This is a genomic window from Saccharopolyspora sp. NPDC049357, assembly GCF_040677225.1.
In the GTDB taxonomy this organism is placed as follows: Bacteria; Actinomycetota; Actinomycetes; order Mycobacteriales; family Pseudonocardiaceae; genus Saccharopolyspora.
In genome coordinates this window covers 38,487-53,494 of sequence record NZ_JBFAQJ010000019.1, presented here as the reverse complement: position 1 = coordinate 53,494, position 15,008 = coordinate 38,487, and the positions used below count along the sequence as shown (strand labels likewise).

Sequence of the window (15,008 nt, the reverse complement as noted above, 5' to 3'; positions counted from 1 at the left end):
CTCCTACGCGGCCTCGAGCAGTGGTGCCTCCAGGGTCCAGGGAGCCGCGAGCTCCAGCTGACGGGCCAGGCGCAGGAGAAGTGCTTCGCTCTGCAGGGCGCCGACGAACTGCACGCCCATCGGCAGACCCGCGTCGGTGCGGTGCAGCGGGAGGCTGATCGCCGGACGCCCGGTGATGTTGGCCAGCTGGGTGTAGGGCACCCAGGCGAGGTTCTTCTCGACGAGCTGGTCCACCATGCCCAGCAACCGCAGCACGCGCGTGGTCCGGGTGCGCACCAGCAGCTTGGAGACGGCCTGCAGCGCGGGCGGGGTCGCCAGCGATCCGACCTCGATCGGCGGCTCGCCCAGGGTGGGCGTCATCAGCAGGTCGTAGCGGCTGTGGAAACCGGCGAGCGCGGCGATGTGCTCGCGCCGCCGCTCCTGCGCCTGCGAGAGCTCGACGGCGCCGGTCATCCGGCCGAGCGCGGCCATCATCAGCGTGTCGGGTTCGAAAGCGTCATCGCCGCAGCCCGTTTCGCGCTTGATGCGGTCGACCTCGTCCGCCTGGTGGACGAACCACACGAGCAGGAAGTCCTTGCCGAGCTGGCGATCGTCGTGCGGCGGATCCACCTCCTCGACCTCGTGCCCGAGCTCGGTGAGCAGTTCCGCCGAACGCTCCACGGCCCGCACCGCATCCGGGTGCGGTCGCTCGCGCAGGGCGCACTGAGTGGTGTAGCCGATGCGCAGCTTGCCGGGCGCCTCGTCGAGCTGCTCGGCCAGCGGGCGGTCGGGCAGCGCGGCGGCGAACGGGCTCACGGCTTCCGGGCCGATCAGCGCGTCGAGCATCGCGGCCGTGTCGCGCACGGTGCGGGAGAGGACTCCGCTGGTGGCCAGGCCGAGGAGCGGTTCGCTCTCCACCGGCCCCGCGGGAACCAGGCCGCGGCCGGCCTTGAGCCCGACCAGTCCGTTGCAGGCCGCCGGGATGCGGATGGATCCGCCGCCGTCGCTGGCCGCCGCCACGGGCACGATCCCCGCCGCGACGGCCGCGCCCGCTCCGCCGGAGGAACCGCCCGGGGTGCGCTGGAGGTCCCACGGGTTGCGGGTGGGGCCGAACAGAGCCGGTTCGGTGACGCCCTTGGAGCCGAACTCGGGCGTGTTGGTCTTGCCGAAGACGACGAGCCCGGCGTCCAGCCAGCGCTGCACGACGGTGTCGGTGACGGCCGAGGTGCGGTCGGCGAACGCGCGGCAGCCGTCGGAGCTCGGGGCTCCGGCGAGGTTGTGGCCCAGGTCCTTGAGCAGGAACGGGACCCCGGCGAACGGGCCGGAGAGCTCGCCGGCGACGCGCTGGTCGGCGTGCTCGTCGAGCCACGCGACGATGGCGTTGATGGCGGGGTTGACCGCCTTCGCCCTGCTGCGGGCGGCGTCGAGCAGTTCGCCCGCCGTCACCTGTCCCGATGCGACGAGCTCGGCCAGTCCCAGACCGTCGTGCCGCAGGTATTCCTCGACGTCCACCCGTTCTCCTCTTCCACCACCGAGCAGCGCGCGCTGCACCGAAAAACCGGACCCAGCATCTCCGCCCGGTTCACCGAGATCAACGGGCCGCGCCGTTTCCGCAGGTCGCCGGCGCAGCTCGGGAGCGTCAGGCTCGGTGCCCGGTCGCCTCCACCGCGACCTCGACCCTGGAGCGCACGCCGAGCTTGGCCAGCACGTGCGAGACGTGCACCTCGATGGTGCGCCGGGAGGCGAACAGCCGCGCCGCGATCTCCGGGTTCGACATCCCGTCGCCCACCAGCAGCGCGACCTGCCGTTCGGTCTTGGTCAGCGCTTCCCAGCCCGTGGTGGCGCGGAGCCGCTTGGTGCGCGGCGACCGGATGCCGTGCGGGCGCATCCTGGCCGCGGCGCGTTCGAGGTCCCAGTTCGCGCCGAGGTGGGTGAAGATCTCCACCGCCTGCACGTACGCCTTGCGGGCGGCGGGGATCTCGCCCCGTTCGGCGAGGACGGCGGCCAGGTCCTCCAGCGCCCGAGCGCGCTTGGGCGGCTGGTTGGTCTTGTCGTAGTGCTCGATGGCGGCGCGCAGCGTGATCGGGTCACGTTCGAGCAGGCCCCGGCAGTGCTGCGCGGCGGCGAGGATGTTGGGCGCGGCGCCCACCGTGGCGCCCTGCACGCAGGCGTTGGTGGCTCGGGTGGCGGTCTCCTCGTCACCGGTCTGCAGCGCGAGCCGGACCAGGATCGGCAGCCACACGTAGTTGCTGCCGAAGCGCTCGCTGGTGTCCAGCGCCTCGGCGAGGATGCCCATCGCCCGCCGGGGTTCGCCCTCGATCTCGGCCCGCAGCACGGCGGCGACCATCAGGAATCCGGCGTTCTCCTGGGAATCCGGTGTCGCTTCCCCGGCCACCGCGAGCTGCTGCTCGAAGACCTCGCGCTCGCCGCGATATCCGGCCAGCATCGCCCGCAGTCCGTGCAACCAGCGGAGTTGGTGCGAGCTCATCTCGGCGGTGAGCTCCCCGGCCGCCTGGAGCTCGGCCGCGGCGTCGTCCCAGCGGCCGACGGTGAAGTAGTGGTTGGCCGCCGACAGCCGCACCACCGCGAGCCGCGACGGGGTGGCGCTGCGCTCGGCGATGGCCAGCATCTCGTGCAGCGCGAATCCGGCTTCTTCGGCGTGCCCGAGGGCGAACAGCAGCATCATCCGGTTGCTGAGCACCTGCAGCAGCAGGTCGACGTTCTCCAGGGCGTCGCCCAGCGCCGAACCGGCCTGCTGGTAGCACACGAGAGCTTCGGCGAGGTCGTTGTTGCGGGCTCGCGCGGTGCCTCGCACGTGCAGCGCGAGTCCCAGCGCGTAGTCGTCGTCGGCTTCGTGGGCCTCGGCCAGCGCTCGGTCCACGGTGCTCTCGGCTTCGGCGAAGCTCCCGCTCATCAGCTTCGCCTGCGCGAGCCTGGCGCGCATCCGGGCCAGCCAGCGGAGTTCGAACCCGGCCGTGGCATCGGCTTCGGCGATGACCGCTGCGGCTTCGTCGGCCATCCGGCGCGCGGTCAGCGACCACACCAGGTACCAGGTCAGCTCGGCGGCGCAGGAGGGGTCGGCGACCTCGTCGAGCGCGCGCTCGCCGAACTCGTGGGCCTGTTCGGAGCGTTCGAGCTGCACCAGCGCGAGGGCGCGGGCGGCCAGCAGGACGTCGCGGTGGTGCTCGTTCGCGGGCAGCGGGACGAGCGCGGCTTCGAGCAGTTCCGCCGCGCAGGCCGGGGCGCGGTGGGCCAGCGCGCGCCCGTTGCGCACGAGCCAGTCCAGACCGCAGTCGTCGACTTCGGCGTCGCCGAGGGAGATCGAGGACAGCAGCTGCTCGCCGACCCGTTCCACGGAGGCACCGGAGTCCTGCAGGACGCGGGCGGCCTGGTTGTGCAGGGCGAGCCGCAGCGCCGTCGGGGTGGTCTCGTAGAGGGCACGGCGGACCAGCGGGTGCTGGAAGCTCAGCTGCAGCCCCGATTCCACCAGCACGCCGGTGTCCAGCGCCTGCTCGACGTAGCCGACCAGCGCCGACACCGGGTGTTCGGAGACGGTGGACAGCTCGGTCACGGAGAAGGTCGGTCCCAGCAGCGCGGCCATGCGCAGCAGGCCGGTGGTCTGGCTGTCGAAGAAGCCGAGCCGCTCGACGACGGTCTCGGCGAGCTGGCGCGGCACACCGGCCACACCGACGACCAGTTCGGCCCTGCCGTCGGCGGCCACCAGGGTGCGCTCGCGGGTCAGTGCGGCGACGACGTCGCCTACGTAGCGCGGGTTTCCGGCCGCTCCGGCCAGGAACCGCCGCAGTTCGGGGCCGATCCTCGCGGTCTCGGTGAGCTTCGCGGCCATGCTCGCCACGGCCGCGTCGTCCAGGGGTGCCAGCGCGATCCGCCGGACGCCGGAGCGCAGTTCGGTGCGGCTGCGCGTGGGCCGCGCGGCCGCGACCAGCAGCAGCGGCAGCTGTTCGGCCAGCTGCGCGAACCGCTGCCACACCAGCAGGCTCGCCTCGTCGGCCCACTGGACGTCGTCGACGACCAGCACCAGCGGGGCGTTCGCGCACCACTGGGCGACGTGCCCGGAGAGCTCGTCGGCGATCGAGGGCACGGGCACGTCGGCCGCGCCGGAGAACCGCTCGTGCAGCGCCCGCAGTTCCGGTTCCTCCGACTTGGGGCCGATGCCCAGGCAGTCCAGCACGAGCCGCAGCGGGAACCGCTGGGTGAGCCGGTCGGCGGTGGCGCTGCGGACGGCGCAGCCCTTGAGGGCGGCTTCGGCGATGACCTGGCTCAACAGCGCGGTCTTTCCGATCCCGGGTTCGCCCTCGATCCACAGCGCGCCGCCGGTGCCGTCGACCACCGACGCCACCGCGCGCCGCAGCTCGCCGAGCTCCGCTTCACGGCCGAAGACCACCGGTTCCGCCGTCATCACGCCGCGAGCCTAGCGCCTGACGACCTCCGTCGAGCACCGAAGTGATCAAGGTCGGGGCAGGATGGGGGATAGCCCCCACCCCGCCCCCGGGATCAGGCGGTGTGGTGGACCTCCTGCAGGCCGTAGACCGGCGTGGGGATCCCTTCCGCCCTGGCCTTGAGCTGCAGCGCGAGGTAGAGGGAGTAGTGGCGGGACTGGTGCAGGTTGCCGCCGTGGAACCAGAGTCCCTCCTGCTGGGTGGGTTTCCACATGTTGCGCTCCTCGCCCTCCCACGGGCCGGGGTCCTTGGTGGTGTCCGATCCCAGGCCCCACACCTTGCCGACCTTGTCGGCGACCTCCTGCCCGACGATGTCGGCGGCCAGGCCGTTCATCGACCGGAAACCCGTTGCGTAGACGACGAGATCGGCTTCCAACCGGGTTCCGTCGGCGAGAACCACCTCGTTCTCGGTCAATTCGGCCACGTCGCCGTGGGCGAGCTTGACGCTGCCGTCGGCGATGAGCTCGCACGCGCCGACGTCGATGTAGTAGCCCGAGCCCCGGCGGAGGTACTTCATGAACAAACCCGACTCGTCGTCGCCGAAGTCGAGCTGGAAACCGGCCGCGGCCAGGCGCTCGTAGAACTCGGCGTCCTGCTCGCGGATCGCGTCGAACGCCGGTTTCTGGAACTGGTGCAGGATCCGGTACGGGATGGACGCGAACGTCAGGTCGGCGGTGCGGGTGTCGATGCCCGCCGCGACGGCCTCCTCCGAGTACAGCGGGCCGAGGCTGTGCTCCATCAGCGAATCCGACCGCACCACGTGCGTGGAGGAGCGCTGCACCATGGTGACGTCGGCACCGGACTCCCACAGCGCGCCGCAGATGTCGTGCGCGGAGTTGTTCGACCCGATGATCACCGCCTTCTTGCCCTGGTAGGCGTCCGGTCCCGGGTGCTGGGAGGAGTGGTGCTGATCGCCGCGGAACCGCTCCTGGCCCGGGAAGACCGGCACGTTGGGCTTGCCGGAGACGCCCAGCGCCATCACCAGCTGGCGCGGCCGCAGCGTGACCTGCTCGCCCGCGCGGTCGACGACGAGCTCCCACCTGCCCTCGTCCTCGTCGTACTTGCCGCTGAGCGCCGTCGTGGAGCCCCAGTAGTTGAGCTCCATGACCTTGGTGTACATCTCCAGCCAGTCACCGATCTTGTCCTTCGGCGAGAAGACCGGCCAGTTGTCCGGGAAATCGATGTAGGGCAGGTGGTCGTACCAGACCGGGTCGTGCAGGGCCAGCGACTTGTACCGCCTGCGCCAGGAGTCACCCGGCTTCTCGTTGCGCTCGACGATGATCGTCGGCACGCCGAGCTGGCGCAGCCGCGCGCCGAGCGCGATGCCGCCCTGACCGCCGCCGACGATGACGACTTCCGGCTGGCGGGTGTGGCCGAGCTCGGCGAGCTCGGTCTCGCGCTGCTCGCGCCAGGTCACCCGGTCCGGGTTGGCGCCGTGCTCGGCGCCCCTCGGCCTGCGGTGGTTCTTCGGCTCCTCGTGCCCCTTGAGCTCGTCGAGGGTGGTCAGCAGGGTCCACGCCGTGCCGCCGGCGAGGCGCAGGTGACCGGTGCCGCGTCCCACGGCGGTCTCGAACGAGAACCAGGCCTCGGTGACGCCGTCGGCCTCGGTCGGCTCCCCCAGCACGGTGAACCCGCTCGGGGCCGCGTGCTCCAGCGTCGCCCGCAGCATGGCGGCGATGTCCTCGCGCCCTTCGGACGTCTTGAAGTTCCAGGTGAGCGCGATCAGGTCGCGCCAGTAGCTGTCCTCGCCGAACATCGACGCGACCCGATCGGCGTCCCGGGCGGCGATGGCCTCGGAGAACTCGGAAATCCACTGCTCGACCCGGGTCCGGGTCGCGTTGTGCTCCACGGTCTGGCTCACGGAAATACCTCCCGCGCGGGCGTCGTTGCCCTCAGTGGTGGCGATCACATGACACAGTCATGGAGCCACACCGAACTCGGCGGCGCACGGGTTGCAGGGGGTTGCAACGGCGGTCAGCCGCCGCGCACCGCCCGGGCGATCGAGTGCGGCAGCAGCGAGCCCGGGTCGTCCGGGCGCAGCACCTCCACCTCGACGTTCTCGCTGAACCGGTAGGGCCGCCTGTCCAGCAGGCCACCGAGGTTCCGGCGCAGCCGGGACATCTCGGCCCGGACCGTGACCGTGCGCAGCTCGTCGCCGAACACGTCGGCGGCCAGCTGCGCGGCCGTCCTTCCGCCCGGATGCGCGGCCAGCAGGAACAGCAGTTCCGCGTGCCTCGGAGTCAGCGGATGGCTCCACCCGCCCGAAGCCGAGGTGACCTCGATGCGGGCCTGCGAGTCGCGCAGGTCCAGGCGCACCCCGGTGCGTTCGTCGAGCGCCGAGGCCGGATCGTCGTCGATCAGCCGCACCAGCCAGCCGCCCGGCACCGGCTCCACGGCGCAGTCGCCGAGCGCGGGCACCCACGCGCGGCCGACGCCGCACGCGTCGGGCAGCGCGACGTGGTGGACCGGCGCGATGCCGGTGGACGCGGCGACCCACCCGTGCGAGTCGGTCACCACCGCCCGTCCGGTGACCCGCGACAGGAGGGGAACCGCGCTGCCGCGCAGCGCTTCGAGCGCCTCGAAGTGCGCGGTGCGCAGCTGGGACTCGGCCAGCTGGGCAACGGTCTCGACCAGCGCGAGCGTGGTGGGGCTGACGGTGGCGGCGGGCCCGGAGAGGTCGACGGCGCCGAGCAGCCTGCCGGTGCGGGGATCGTGCACGGGTGCGCTCGCGCAGGTCCAGGCGTGGTGGGTGCGCACGTAGTGCTCGGCGGAGTACACCTGGATCGGCAGGCCGGTGACCAGCGCGGTTCCGATCGCGTTCGTGCCGACGACGTCTTCGCCCCAGCTCATGCCCTCGACGAACCCGAGCGCGTCGGCGTTGCGGCGCACGGCGGTGCTCCCGTCGCGCCACAGCAGGTGGCCGTCCGCGTCGGTGATCACCATGATGTTGGCGGTCTGCTCGGCGACACCGGCGAGCTTGCCGCGCAGCAGCGGCAGCACTTCCGACATCCCGGACTCGCGCCTGCGCTCGACGAGCTCGTCGGCCCGCAGCAACCGGCCGGTGCGGCCGCGTTCGGGGTCGATGCCGCGGGAGCGCACGCGCGTCCAGGACGCGCCGATCACCGCGCGGGGCCGCGCGGGCGGGACCTCACCGGCCACCGTCGCATCGTGCACGCGGGCGAGCAGCCGCGCGTGGCGGTGCGGGTCCTCCCCGACCGGCAGCGCTGCCCCGAAGCTCTCCTGACGCACCGCCACAGTGTGTCCCACATCTCACGCCACGCCAAGGACCAGCGACTACGCGGTGCTCTCCGGCCAGTCGATGTGGTGGTCGTAGGCCCAGCCCCCACCCATCGGGGGCGTGCGCTGCCACGTGAAGTAGCGCTTGGTCCTGGTGCGGAGGTTGCGCCAGCGGCGGGCCAGCGGCCTGTGGTGAGCGCGGCTGGTGCCCATCCGGCCCGCGGCGACGACGGCCTCGACCCGGTCCCGGCGCATCCGCTCGAACGCGGCGAACGCGGCCGCCGGGGTGGCGTGGTCGCGCAGGCAGCGGGCCAGCTGAACGCCGTCCTCCAGCGCCATGGCCGCACCCTGCTCGGACGCCGGCGGGGCGACGTGCAGGGCGTCGCCGATGATGATCGCCCGGTCGGTGTGCCAGCGCGGGACGCTCGGCAGGGCGTGGTCGTCGAAGGACAGGACGCGTTCGGAGTTGCCGATGACGGTCGGCGCGATCGTGCCGTCACCGGCGAACAGCTCGCTCATCTCGGCGCGCAGCGCGTCGGGGTCCTGCGGTTCGTCGCGGCCGCGCGGAACCGGGGCGCGCAGGCTGGTGAACCAGAAGCAGCCGCCGGAGTGCGAGTCGCGGGTGGCGGCGAAGAACGCCGTCGCGCCCACGTGGGAACGCATCACCTCGGGCGGCGGCGGTTCGCATCCGGGTTCGGAGGCGTAGCCGTAGATGGTGCGGGTGCCCAGCCGTTCGGGCTCCGGCCCGTCGGGGTTGATCCTCCTGCGCACCAAGGAGTTCGCGCCATCGGCGCCGACGAGGAGGTCGCCGTCGAACCGGCTGCCGTCGGTGAGCGACAGCGCCGCCGTCGCGCCGACCTCGGCGTCCACGACGCGGCTGCCGTGGCGGAACACCGCGCCGCGTTCGACGGCCTGCTCCCGCAGCACCGAGGCCAGCACCGGCCAGTGCATCACGCGGGGCAGACCGCGCTGCGAGCTCGGGTCGGCGCCCAGCGAGTACCCGATCCGGCTGCCGTCGGGGTTGATCCGCTCGGTGCGCACGAGCGGGAACGAGCGGGCGATCACCGGCTGGTGGGCGCGCACGGCGCGCAGCGCGTCCATCCCGTTGGGGTTGAGCCGCACCACGGCGCCTTCGCCGTGATCGGCCGGTCGCGCTTCCACGACGGTCACGGCGATTCCCGCGGTCCGCAGGGCCAGCGCCAGGGCCGTCCCGGCGATCCCTCCCCCGCTGACAACGACGTGCAACACATCCCCCAACGCCCGAAAACCCGACCGGCACCGGCCCCTCACTCCCCGAACAACCCTATCCCCGCCACCACCGCGCCAACCCCGAAACCGCGAACCCACAACCCCCAATACCCCGAACTCTCCGAAATGCCCGATCCCTCCCCCACTTCCCCTCGACCGACCCCCCGCCCGGGTGAACTTTCCGGTTTCAGTGGAATTCGGGATTCGGAATTCCACTGAAACCGGGTCCCCGATTTCCATTGAAATCGGGGACGTCTCGGGAGGAGACGCCCGGTGGAGACGAGACCCCGTCGAGCGGTGGCCTCCCACCGGGTGATCCGGCGAGCTCGAGCGCACCCCCGCGATAGCGTCGTCGCATGGCCATCAGCGAAGTTGATCGAGGTTTCCTGCGGCGCGCCGTCGTGCTCGCCGAGCGCGCGTTGGCCTCCGGCGACGAACCGTTCGGTTCCGTGCTCGTCTCGCCCGAGGGCGACGTGCTGTTCGAGGACCACAACCACGTCGCGAGCGGAGACCGCACGCAGCACCCGGAGTTCGCGATCGCCCGGTGGGCCGCCGAGAACCTCACCGCCGAGGTGCGTCCGCGGTGCACCGTCTACACCTCGGGTGAGCACTGCCCGATGTGCTCGGCGGCGCACGCCTGGGTCGGCCTGGGCCGCATCGTCTACGCGTCGTCGGCGGAACAGCTGGGCCAGTGGGCCGTCGAGCTGGGGCTGCCCCTCTCCCCCGTCGCGGCGCTGCCGATCGAGGCGATCGTGCCCGAAGCCGAGGTCGACGGCCCCGACCCCGAGCTGACCCCCGCCGTGCGCCGGCTCCACGCGCGGCGGCTGTGACCCGCCGCCTCGCTGTGCGGTGCATGACAGTCGGTCGCGCCTCTTCGGATTCCGGAGCACTGGCGGTTAACTTGATCGGCGGTCATTACCGAGCACGAGGTCGGGGGACGACACTTGAGCACACGGGAACGGTTACGGACGCTGGTCGACGCACCGCTGTTCCAGCAGGTCATCATCGGCGTCATCCTGGTCAACGCGGTGACTCTGGGCTGCGAGACCTCCCCGGCGCTGGTCGCCGAGCACGGGGAACTGCTGCACGCGGTGGACCGGATCGCGCTGGCGATCTTCACCGTCGAGCTCGCCGCCCGCCTCTACGCCTACGGGCCCGGGTTCTTCCGCGACCCGTGGAACTGCTTCGACACGGTCATCGTCGGGATCGCCCTGCTGCCCACCTCGGGCTCGTTCGGGGTGCTGCGGGCGCTGCGGATCCTGCGTGCGCTGCGCCTGATCTCCGCGATTCCCAGCATGCGCCGCGTGGTCGGGGCGCTGCTCGGAGCGCTTCCCGGCATGGCCTCGATCGCGGCGCTGCTGGTCCTGATCGTCTACGTCGGCTCGGTCGTCGCCACGACGCTGTTCAACAACGTCGCACCGGAGTACTTCGGCGACCTGGGCGCGTCGCTGTTCACCCTGTTCCAGGTCATGACCGGCGAGGCCTGGTCGGAGGTGGCACGGGCGGTGATGCAGGCCGAACCGCTGGCTTGGACCTTCTTCATCATCTACATCGCCGTCACGACGTTCACCGTGCTCAACCTGTTCATCGCGGTGACCGTCTCGGCGATGGAATCGCAGGTCGCGCGCGAGCAGGAGATCGCCGAGGAGAACCAGACCGCGATCCTGCTCGCCGAGATCCAGCAGCTGCGCGAGGAGGTCCGCGGCATGCACGCCGTCGACCAGCGGCGCCAGGAGAGCTGAAGCAGGAAGTGGCACCGCCACTTCACCACCGAATTCGAGGAGCCACGACGTGGACGAGCGCTTGGTGCTGTGGGACGTCGACCACACGCTGATCGACTCCCTGGGCTTGGGCGGAACGGCCTACCAGCGGATCTTCCCGCAGGTCACCGGACAGCCGGTGCGTCGGCCCGCGCTGATGGACGGCCGCACGGACCTCGGCACCATCGACCACATGCTGCGCTCGCACGACATCGAGCCGACCGGTGAGCTGGTGACGGCGATGACCACCGCTCTGGCCGGGGTTTTCGACGAGGTGCGGAGGGAGCTGGCCGACAACGGCCGGGTTCTGCCCGGAGCGCGGGAGGCCCTGGCGGCGTTCGACGCCGACCCGCTGGTGCACCAGAGCGTGCTGACCGGCAACACCGCGGAGGTGGCGCGGATCAAGCTCGACGCGTTCGGCCTGCTGGACCACGTCGACCTCGACATCGGCGCGTTCGGCGACGACCACCTGCGGCGGGGCGGGCTGGTACCCATCGCCCGGGAGCGCGCCGCGGACAAGCTCGGGACCGACTTCGCGCCGGAGCAGACCGTGCTGATCGGCGACACGCTCAACGACGTGCGCGCGGCCCTGGAGTCCGGCGCGCACCTCGTCGCGGTCGCCACCGGTTCCTACAGCGCCGACGAACTGCGGTCCGCCGGCGCCGAGGTCGTCTTCGAGACCCTGCCCGCACCGGACGAACTCCGACTGGCGCTGGGCTGAGGTCTCGATCCTGGGCGGCCTGCCCCCGTGCGCGACGAGCAGGCCGCGTCCAGAGCTTCGCTCATCGACCCAGCCGACGGTAGAAGCGCTCGCGGTCGACGGTGGCCACCTGGTGGTGCAGCACGCCGGCCTGCTGGCCGGTGTCGACGTTGAAGGCGCGGGCGGTCCAGGTCTGGCGGCCGACGTCGGGCGCGGGGCCGCGCTCGACCTCGATGCGCACCACCTGTCCGGGCAGCGTCGGCGCGGTGTGCTCGTACACGCCGCCGCAGCCGAGCATCGCGAACTCGTCCGGCACGTCCGGGGCCAGCAGCTCCCAGGTCGCGTCCTCCAGCATCGCGATCAGCGTTCCGGTGGCGAGCACCGGTTCGCCGCGCCTGGCCAGCAGCGTCCCGGGCAGGATCCTCGGGACGGTGTGCGCGGCGGTGATCGTGCGAGTGCAGGCGTGCACCTGGACGGGCTGGGTGTTGGTCACGGCTGGTCTCCTCCCAGCAGCGACGGTGCCGTGGTGATCACCGCGCCGCCGGTGCGGATCGGGTCCTCCAGCAGGCCGGGTTCGCACGGGTGGCGCCAGAACACCGCGCAGTCCGGGCAGAACCAGCGCAGCAGCGGCGGTTCCAGCCAGCGGACCCCTTCAGTGCACAGTGGACAGTTCAGGGCCAGGCCTTCCGGCGCCGGCCCGTATCGATTCAGTTCGACCGCGGTCATCCCACTCCTCCCATCGATGAAGACGAAGCGGATCTTCCAGTGTCCGCTTCGTCCGGGATATCGGTCGCACCAAGATCGAAACTGAAGAGACCCGATCAGCGCCGTGCACCGATCGGGCGTCATCTCAGGCTTCGCCGTGAGGAGCGATCCACAAAGGATCACCCGGTCGTGCAGCAACCAAAGTGACCCGGTAACAATTGGTTCCGTTACTCCACTGTGGACTTGGTCACAAGGAAGGCCGACACGCGCTCCGCCTGCCCGACCACGGAGTGCCCGACCCCGGGCAGCACTCGCACCGTCGCGCGAGGCGCGTTCCGGAGCCTGCGGCGCGTTTCGGCGGTGTCGAACATCGCGTCGCGCTCCCCCGCGATCGCCAGCACCGGCATCGGCAGGCCGGCCAGTTGCGCATCGGTGAACACCGGGAGCCGCTCGGTCCGAGGCCGGAACGCGCGGTAGATCTCGGTGAGGTAGTCCAGGAACGGCGCGTCGTCCAGCCCGGCGACCATCGCCGCCGACCGGCGCAGACCCCACGGACCCAGCAGGCGCAGCAGGATCACCGGGAGCAGCCAGCCGTAGGTCTGCCTGCCGATTCCGGCCGGGCACAGCAGGACCAGACGGTTCACCCGGCTCGGCCGCCGCACGGCGTGGTCGAGCGCGACCCAGGCGCCCAGCGAGGCGCCGACCACCGCCGCGTCGTCCAGGCCCAGCTCCTCGAAGACCTCGTCGAGCCACCGGGCGTGCGCGTCCGAGTCGAGCGGCGGGCGCACCTGAGCGCTCAGGCCGGGCTCGCCGGGCAGGTCGAGCGCGAGCACGCGGAAGTGCCTCGACCACTCCGGGAACTCCGCGCGCCACATCGCCGCGTTGGTCCCGGAACCGTGCAGCAGGACCAGCGGTGGCGCGTCCGGCGGCCCGCCCTCCAGCACGAACGTCTCGCCGAGCGAGGTGTCGACGGTTCGCCGCCTCACGGGCACGGGCCAGTCGTCGAGCAGCTTCCGGTAGGAGCGCTGGATCGCCAGCCTCCCGCGCTCGGACTTGTAGATCTCCGCCTTGCTCATGGCTACCCCATTCATACGCAACTGACGCTATGATGCCTCATCATAGGGATGTTTAGGGAATCTTCCATCGATTTTCTCGCGACCCTGGAAAATGGGCTTGAGTCTCCAGCCGGTGGAAGGTCGAAGGTGAATCCCGTGAGCGAGAAACCCGAGCTGTTCACCATCGGTGAGCTGGCGCAACGCACCGGACTGGCGGTGCGCACCATCCGCTTCTGGTCCGACAGCGACGTCGTCGCGCCCAGCGGGCGTTCGGCCGGCGGCTACCGGCTCTACGACGCCGAAGCCGTCGCGCGCCTGGACCTGGTCCGCACGTTGCGGGAACTGGGCCTGGACCTGCCGTCGGTGCGGCGGGTGCTGACCAGCCAGGTGACGGTCCAGGACGTGGCCGAGGCGCACTTGGCGGCGCTCGACGCGGAACTGCGCACGCTGCAGGCCAGGCGCTCGGTGCTGCGGTGGATCGCTCGACGTGGAACCACTACCGAGGAGATGAGGACCATGCACGAGGTGGCGAAGATGTCGGCCGACGAGCGGCAGCGCATCATCGACGACTTCGTCCAGCGCACCTTCGACGGCATCGACGACGACGCTCCGGGCGCGAGCATCGCCCAGGGCATGCGCTCGATGCCCGCCGCACTACCGGCCGATCCGTCCACCGAGCAGGTGGACGCGTGGATCGAGCTCGCCGAGCTGGTCGGCGACGAGGACTTCCGGCGGCGCTGCCGCGAGATGGCGGTGACCGGTTCGCAGGGCATCGAGCAGCCCGGCGGCTACTCGCCGGAGAAGACGATGGAGCACGCCGCAACGGCGCTTCGCGAAGGGATCGCACCGGAATCCGCCCGCGGCAAGGAGGTCCTGGACCGCATCGTCGACCCGGCCCTGAGCTCGGAGGATCGGCGGGCGCTGGCCGACGTGGTCGAGACCTTCACCGATCGCCGGGTGGAGCGCTACTGGCAACTGCTCGGCGTGCTCAACGGCTGGCCGGCCTTCGACCCGCACGTCCCCAACTTCGAGTGGCTCATCGAAGCCCTGCGGGCCCACGCCTGAGCAACGCCCGGAGGTGGGTTTCGCGCGACAACGGGGCCGCCGGGCGGTTCTGGGGTCAGACGTTGCGGAGGACGGAGACGACGGCGCCGAGGATCACGGCGTCGTCGCCGTCGATGACCTCGTAGGCGGGGTTGCGCGGTTCGAGGTAGACGTGGCCGTTGCGGCGGCGGAACACCTTGACCGTGGCCTCGTCGTCGAGCATCGCGGCGACGATCTGCCCGGAGTGCGCCTCGGGCTGCTGGCGCACGACCACGATGTCGCCGTCGCAGATCGCGGCGTCGACCATCGAGTCACCGCGCACTCGCAGTCCGAAGACGTTGCCGCGCCCGGTGAGTTCGCGCGGCAACGTCAGCACGTCGTCGACGTGCTCCTCCGCGGAGATGGGCGCACCGGCGGCGATGTCGCCGACGACCGGGACCGGGACGGACTGCTCGTCGGTGGGCCGGGACTGCTGGTCCTGCAGGAAGATCCGCACGTCGATGGGCCGGGAGAGGGTTTCGCTGCGCCGCAGGAAGCCCTTCTCCTCCAGGCTCGCCAGGTGGCGCGACACCGAGGACGCCGAGCGCAGCCCGACCGCTTCACCGATCTGCCGAGTGCTCGGCGCGTAGCCGTGCTTGACCACCCAGTCCCGGATCGTGGCCAGGATGCGCTGCTGGCGCTCCGGCAGGATCGAGGTGTCCAGGTGCTCTAGGTCGAGATCGTCGAATGCGGTCATCCGGAGCATCGTAATGGTCCCGTCGGCGGGATGATCTACCTGGTCACCGCCACCCCGACCGTCGCCGACCCGGACGCAATATTG

Annotated in this window: 13 protein-coding genes; 4 read left to right on the top strand and 9 right to left on the bottom strand. The window is 71.4% G+C overall.

The window, feature by feature from the left end:
* Positions 1 to 3: 3 nt before the first annotated feature.
* From AB0J91_RS17715 to AB0J91_RS17695, 5 genes are all read right to left on the bottom strand, one after another.
* The gene (locus tag AB0J91_RS17715; RefSeq protein ID WP_363869854.1) at positions 4 to 1,491 is read right to left on the bottom strand and encodes an amidase family protein; all 1,488 of its coding nucleotides are present in this window, start codon (positions 1,489 to 1,491) and stop codon (positions 4 to 6) included.
* Positions 1,492 to 1,618: 127 nt separating this feature from the next.
* Positions 1,619 to 4,399, bottom strand: a complete 2,781-nt coding sequence (locus AB0J91_RS17710; protein WP_363870014.1) for an AAA family ATPase — start codon at positions 4,397 to 4,399, stop codon at positions 1,619 to 1,621.
* 95 nt (positions 4,400 to 4,494) lie between these two features.
* Complete coding sequence (locus AB0J91_RS17705) at positions 4,495 to 6,300, bottom strand: NAD(P)/FAD-dependent oxidoreductase (protein ID WP_363869851.1); 1,806 nt, start codon at positions 6,298 to 6,300, stop codon at positions 4,495 to 4,497.
* 113 nt (positions 6,301 to 6,413) lie between these two features.
* A complete protein-coding gene (locus AB0J91_RS17700) occupies positions 6,414 to 7,688 on the bottom strand; it encodes a GAF domain-containing protein (RefSeq protein ID WP_363869848.1) in 1,275 nt (424 codons plus the stop codon).
* 45 nt (positions 7,689 to 7,733) lie between these two features.
* Positions 7,734 to 8,924: an NAD(P)/FAD-dependent oxidoreductase gene (locus AB0J91_RS17695; protein WP_363869845.1), complete on the bottom strand. Its 1,191-nt coding sequence runs from the start codon at positions 8,922 to 8,924 to the stop codon at positions 7,734 to 7,736.
* A 356-nt stretch (positions 8,925 to 9,280) separates the two neighbouring features.
* On the opposite strand from AB0J91_RS17695, the gene AB0J91_RS17690 reads away from it, so the two are divergent.
* The 3 genes from AB0J91_RS17690 to AB0J91_RS17680 all read left to right on the top strand — a co-directional run bounded on the left by AB0J91_RS17690 (position 9,281) and on the right by AB0J91_RS17680 (position 11,405).
* A complete protein-coding gene (locus AB0J91_RS17690) occupies positions 9,281 to 9,754 on the top strand; it encodes a nucleoside deaminase (RefSeq protein ID WP_363869842.1) in 474 nt (157 codons plus the stop codon).
* Positions 9,755 to 9,868: 114 nt separating this feature from the next.
* On the top strand, positions 9,869 to 10,666 hold the full coding sequence (locus AB0J91_RS17685) for an ion transporter (protein ID WP_363869839.1): 798 nt from the start codon (positions 9,869 to 9,871) through the stop codon (positions 10,664 to 10,666).
* Positions 10,667 to 10,715: 49 nt separating this feature from the next.
* Positions 10,716 to 11,405: an HAD family hydrolase gene (locus AB0J91_RS17680; RefSeq protein WP_363869836.1), complete on the top strand. Its 690-nt coding sequence runs from the start codon at positions 10,716 to 10,718 to the stop codon at positions 11,403 to 11,405.
* Between the two features lie 61 nt (positions 11,406 to 11,466).
* Here the strand turns inward: AB0J91_RS17680 and AB0J91_RS17675 are convergent, their stop codons facing one another.
* The 3 genes from AB0J91_RS17675 to AB0J91_RS17665 form a co-directional block, all read right to left on the bottom strand.
* Positions 11,467 to 11,877 (bottom strand): hypothetical protein, encoded by a 411-nt coding sequence (locus tag AB0J91_RS17675; RefSeq protein WP_363869833.1) that lies wholly within the window; start codon positions 11,875 to 11,877, stop codon positions 11,467 to 11,469.
* A complete protein-coding gene (locus AB0J91_RS17670) occupies positions 11,874 to 12,110 on the bottom strand; it encodes a hypothetical protein (protein ID WP_363869831.1) in 237 nt (78 codons plus the stop codon). Before AB0J91_RS17670 ends, AB0J91_RS17675 begins: the two co-directional genes overlap by 4 nt.
* Positions 12,111 to 12,316: 206 nt before the next feature.
* The gene (locus AB0J91_RS17665) at positions 12,317 to 13,165 is read right to left on the bottom strand and encodes an alpha/beta fold hydrolase (protein ID WP_363869828.1); all 849 of its coding nucleotides are present in this window, start codon (positions 13,163 to 13,165) and stop codon (positions 12,317 to 12,319) included.
* A gap of 135 nt (positions 13,166 to 13,300) precedes the next feature.
* On the opposite strand from AB0J91_RS17665, the gene AB0J91_RS17660 reads away from it, so the two are divergent.
* Positions 13,301 to 14,209 carry a MerR family transcriptional regulator gene (locus tag AB0J91_RS17660; RefSeq protein ID WP_363869825.1) on the top strand — a complete coding sequence of 303 codons (909 nt, stop codon included), beginning with the start codon at positions 13,301 to 13,303 and terminating at the stop codon, positions 14,207 to 14,209.
* Between the two features lie 55 nt (positions 14,210 to 14,264).
* On the opposite strand, the gene lexA is transcribed toward AB0J91_RS17660, so the two are convergent.
* Positions 14,265 to 14,924, bottom strand: coding sequence for a transcriptional repressor LexA (gene lexA, locus AB0J91_RS17655; protein WP_363791988.1), 660 nt, complete (start codon positions 14,922 to 14,924; stop codon positions 14,265 to 14,267).
* Between the last annotated feature and the right edge of the window lie 84 nt (positions 14,925 to 15,008).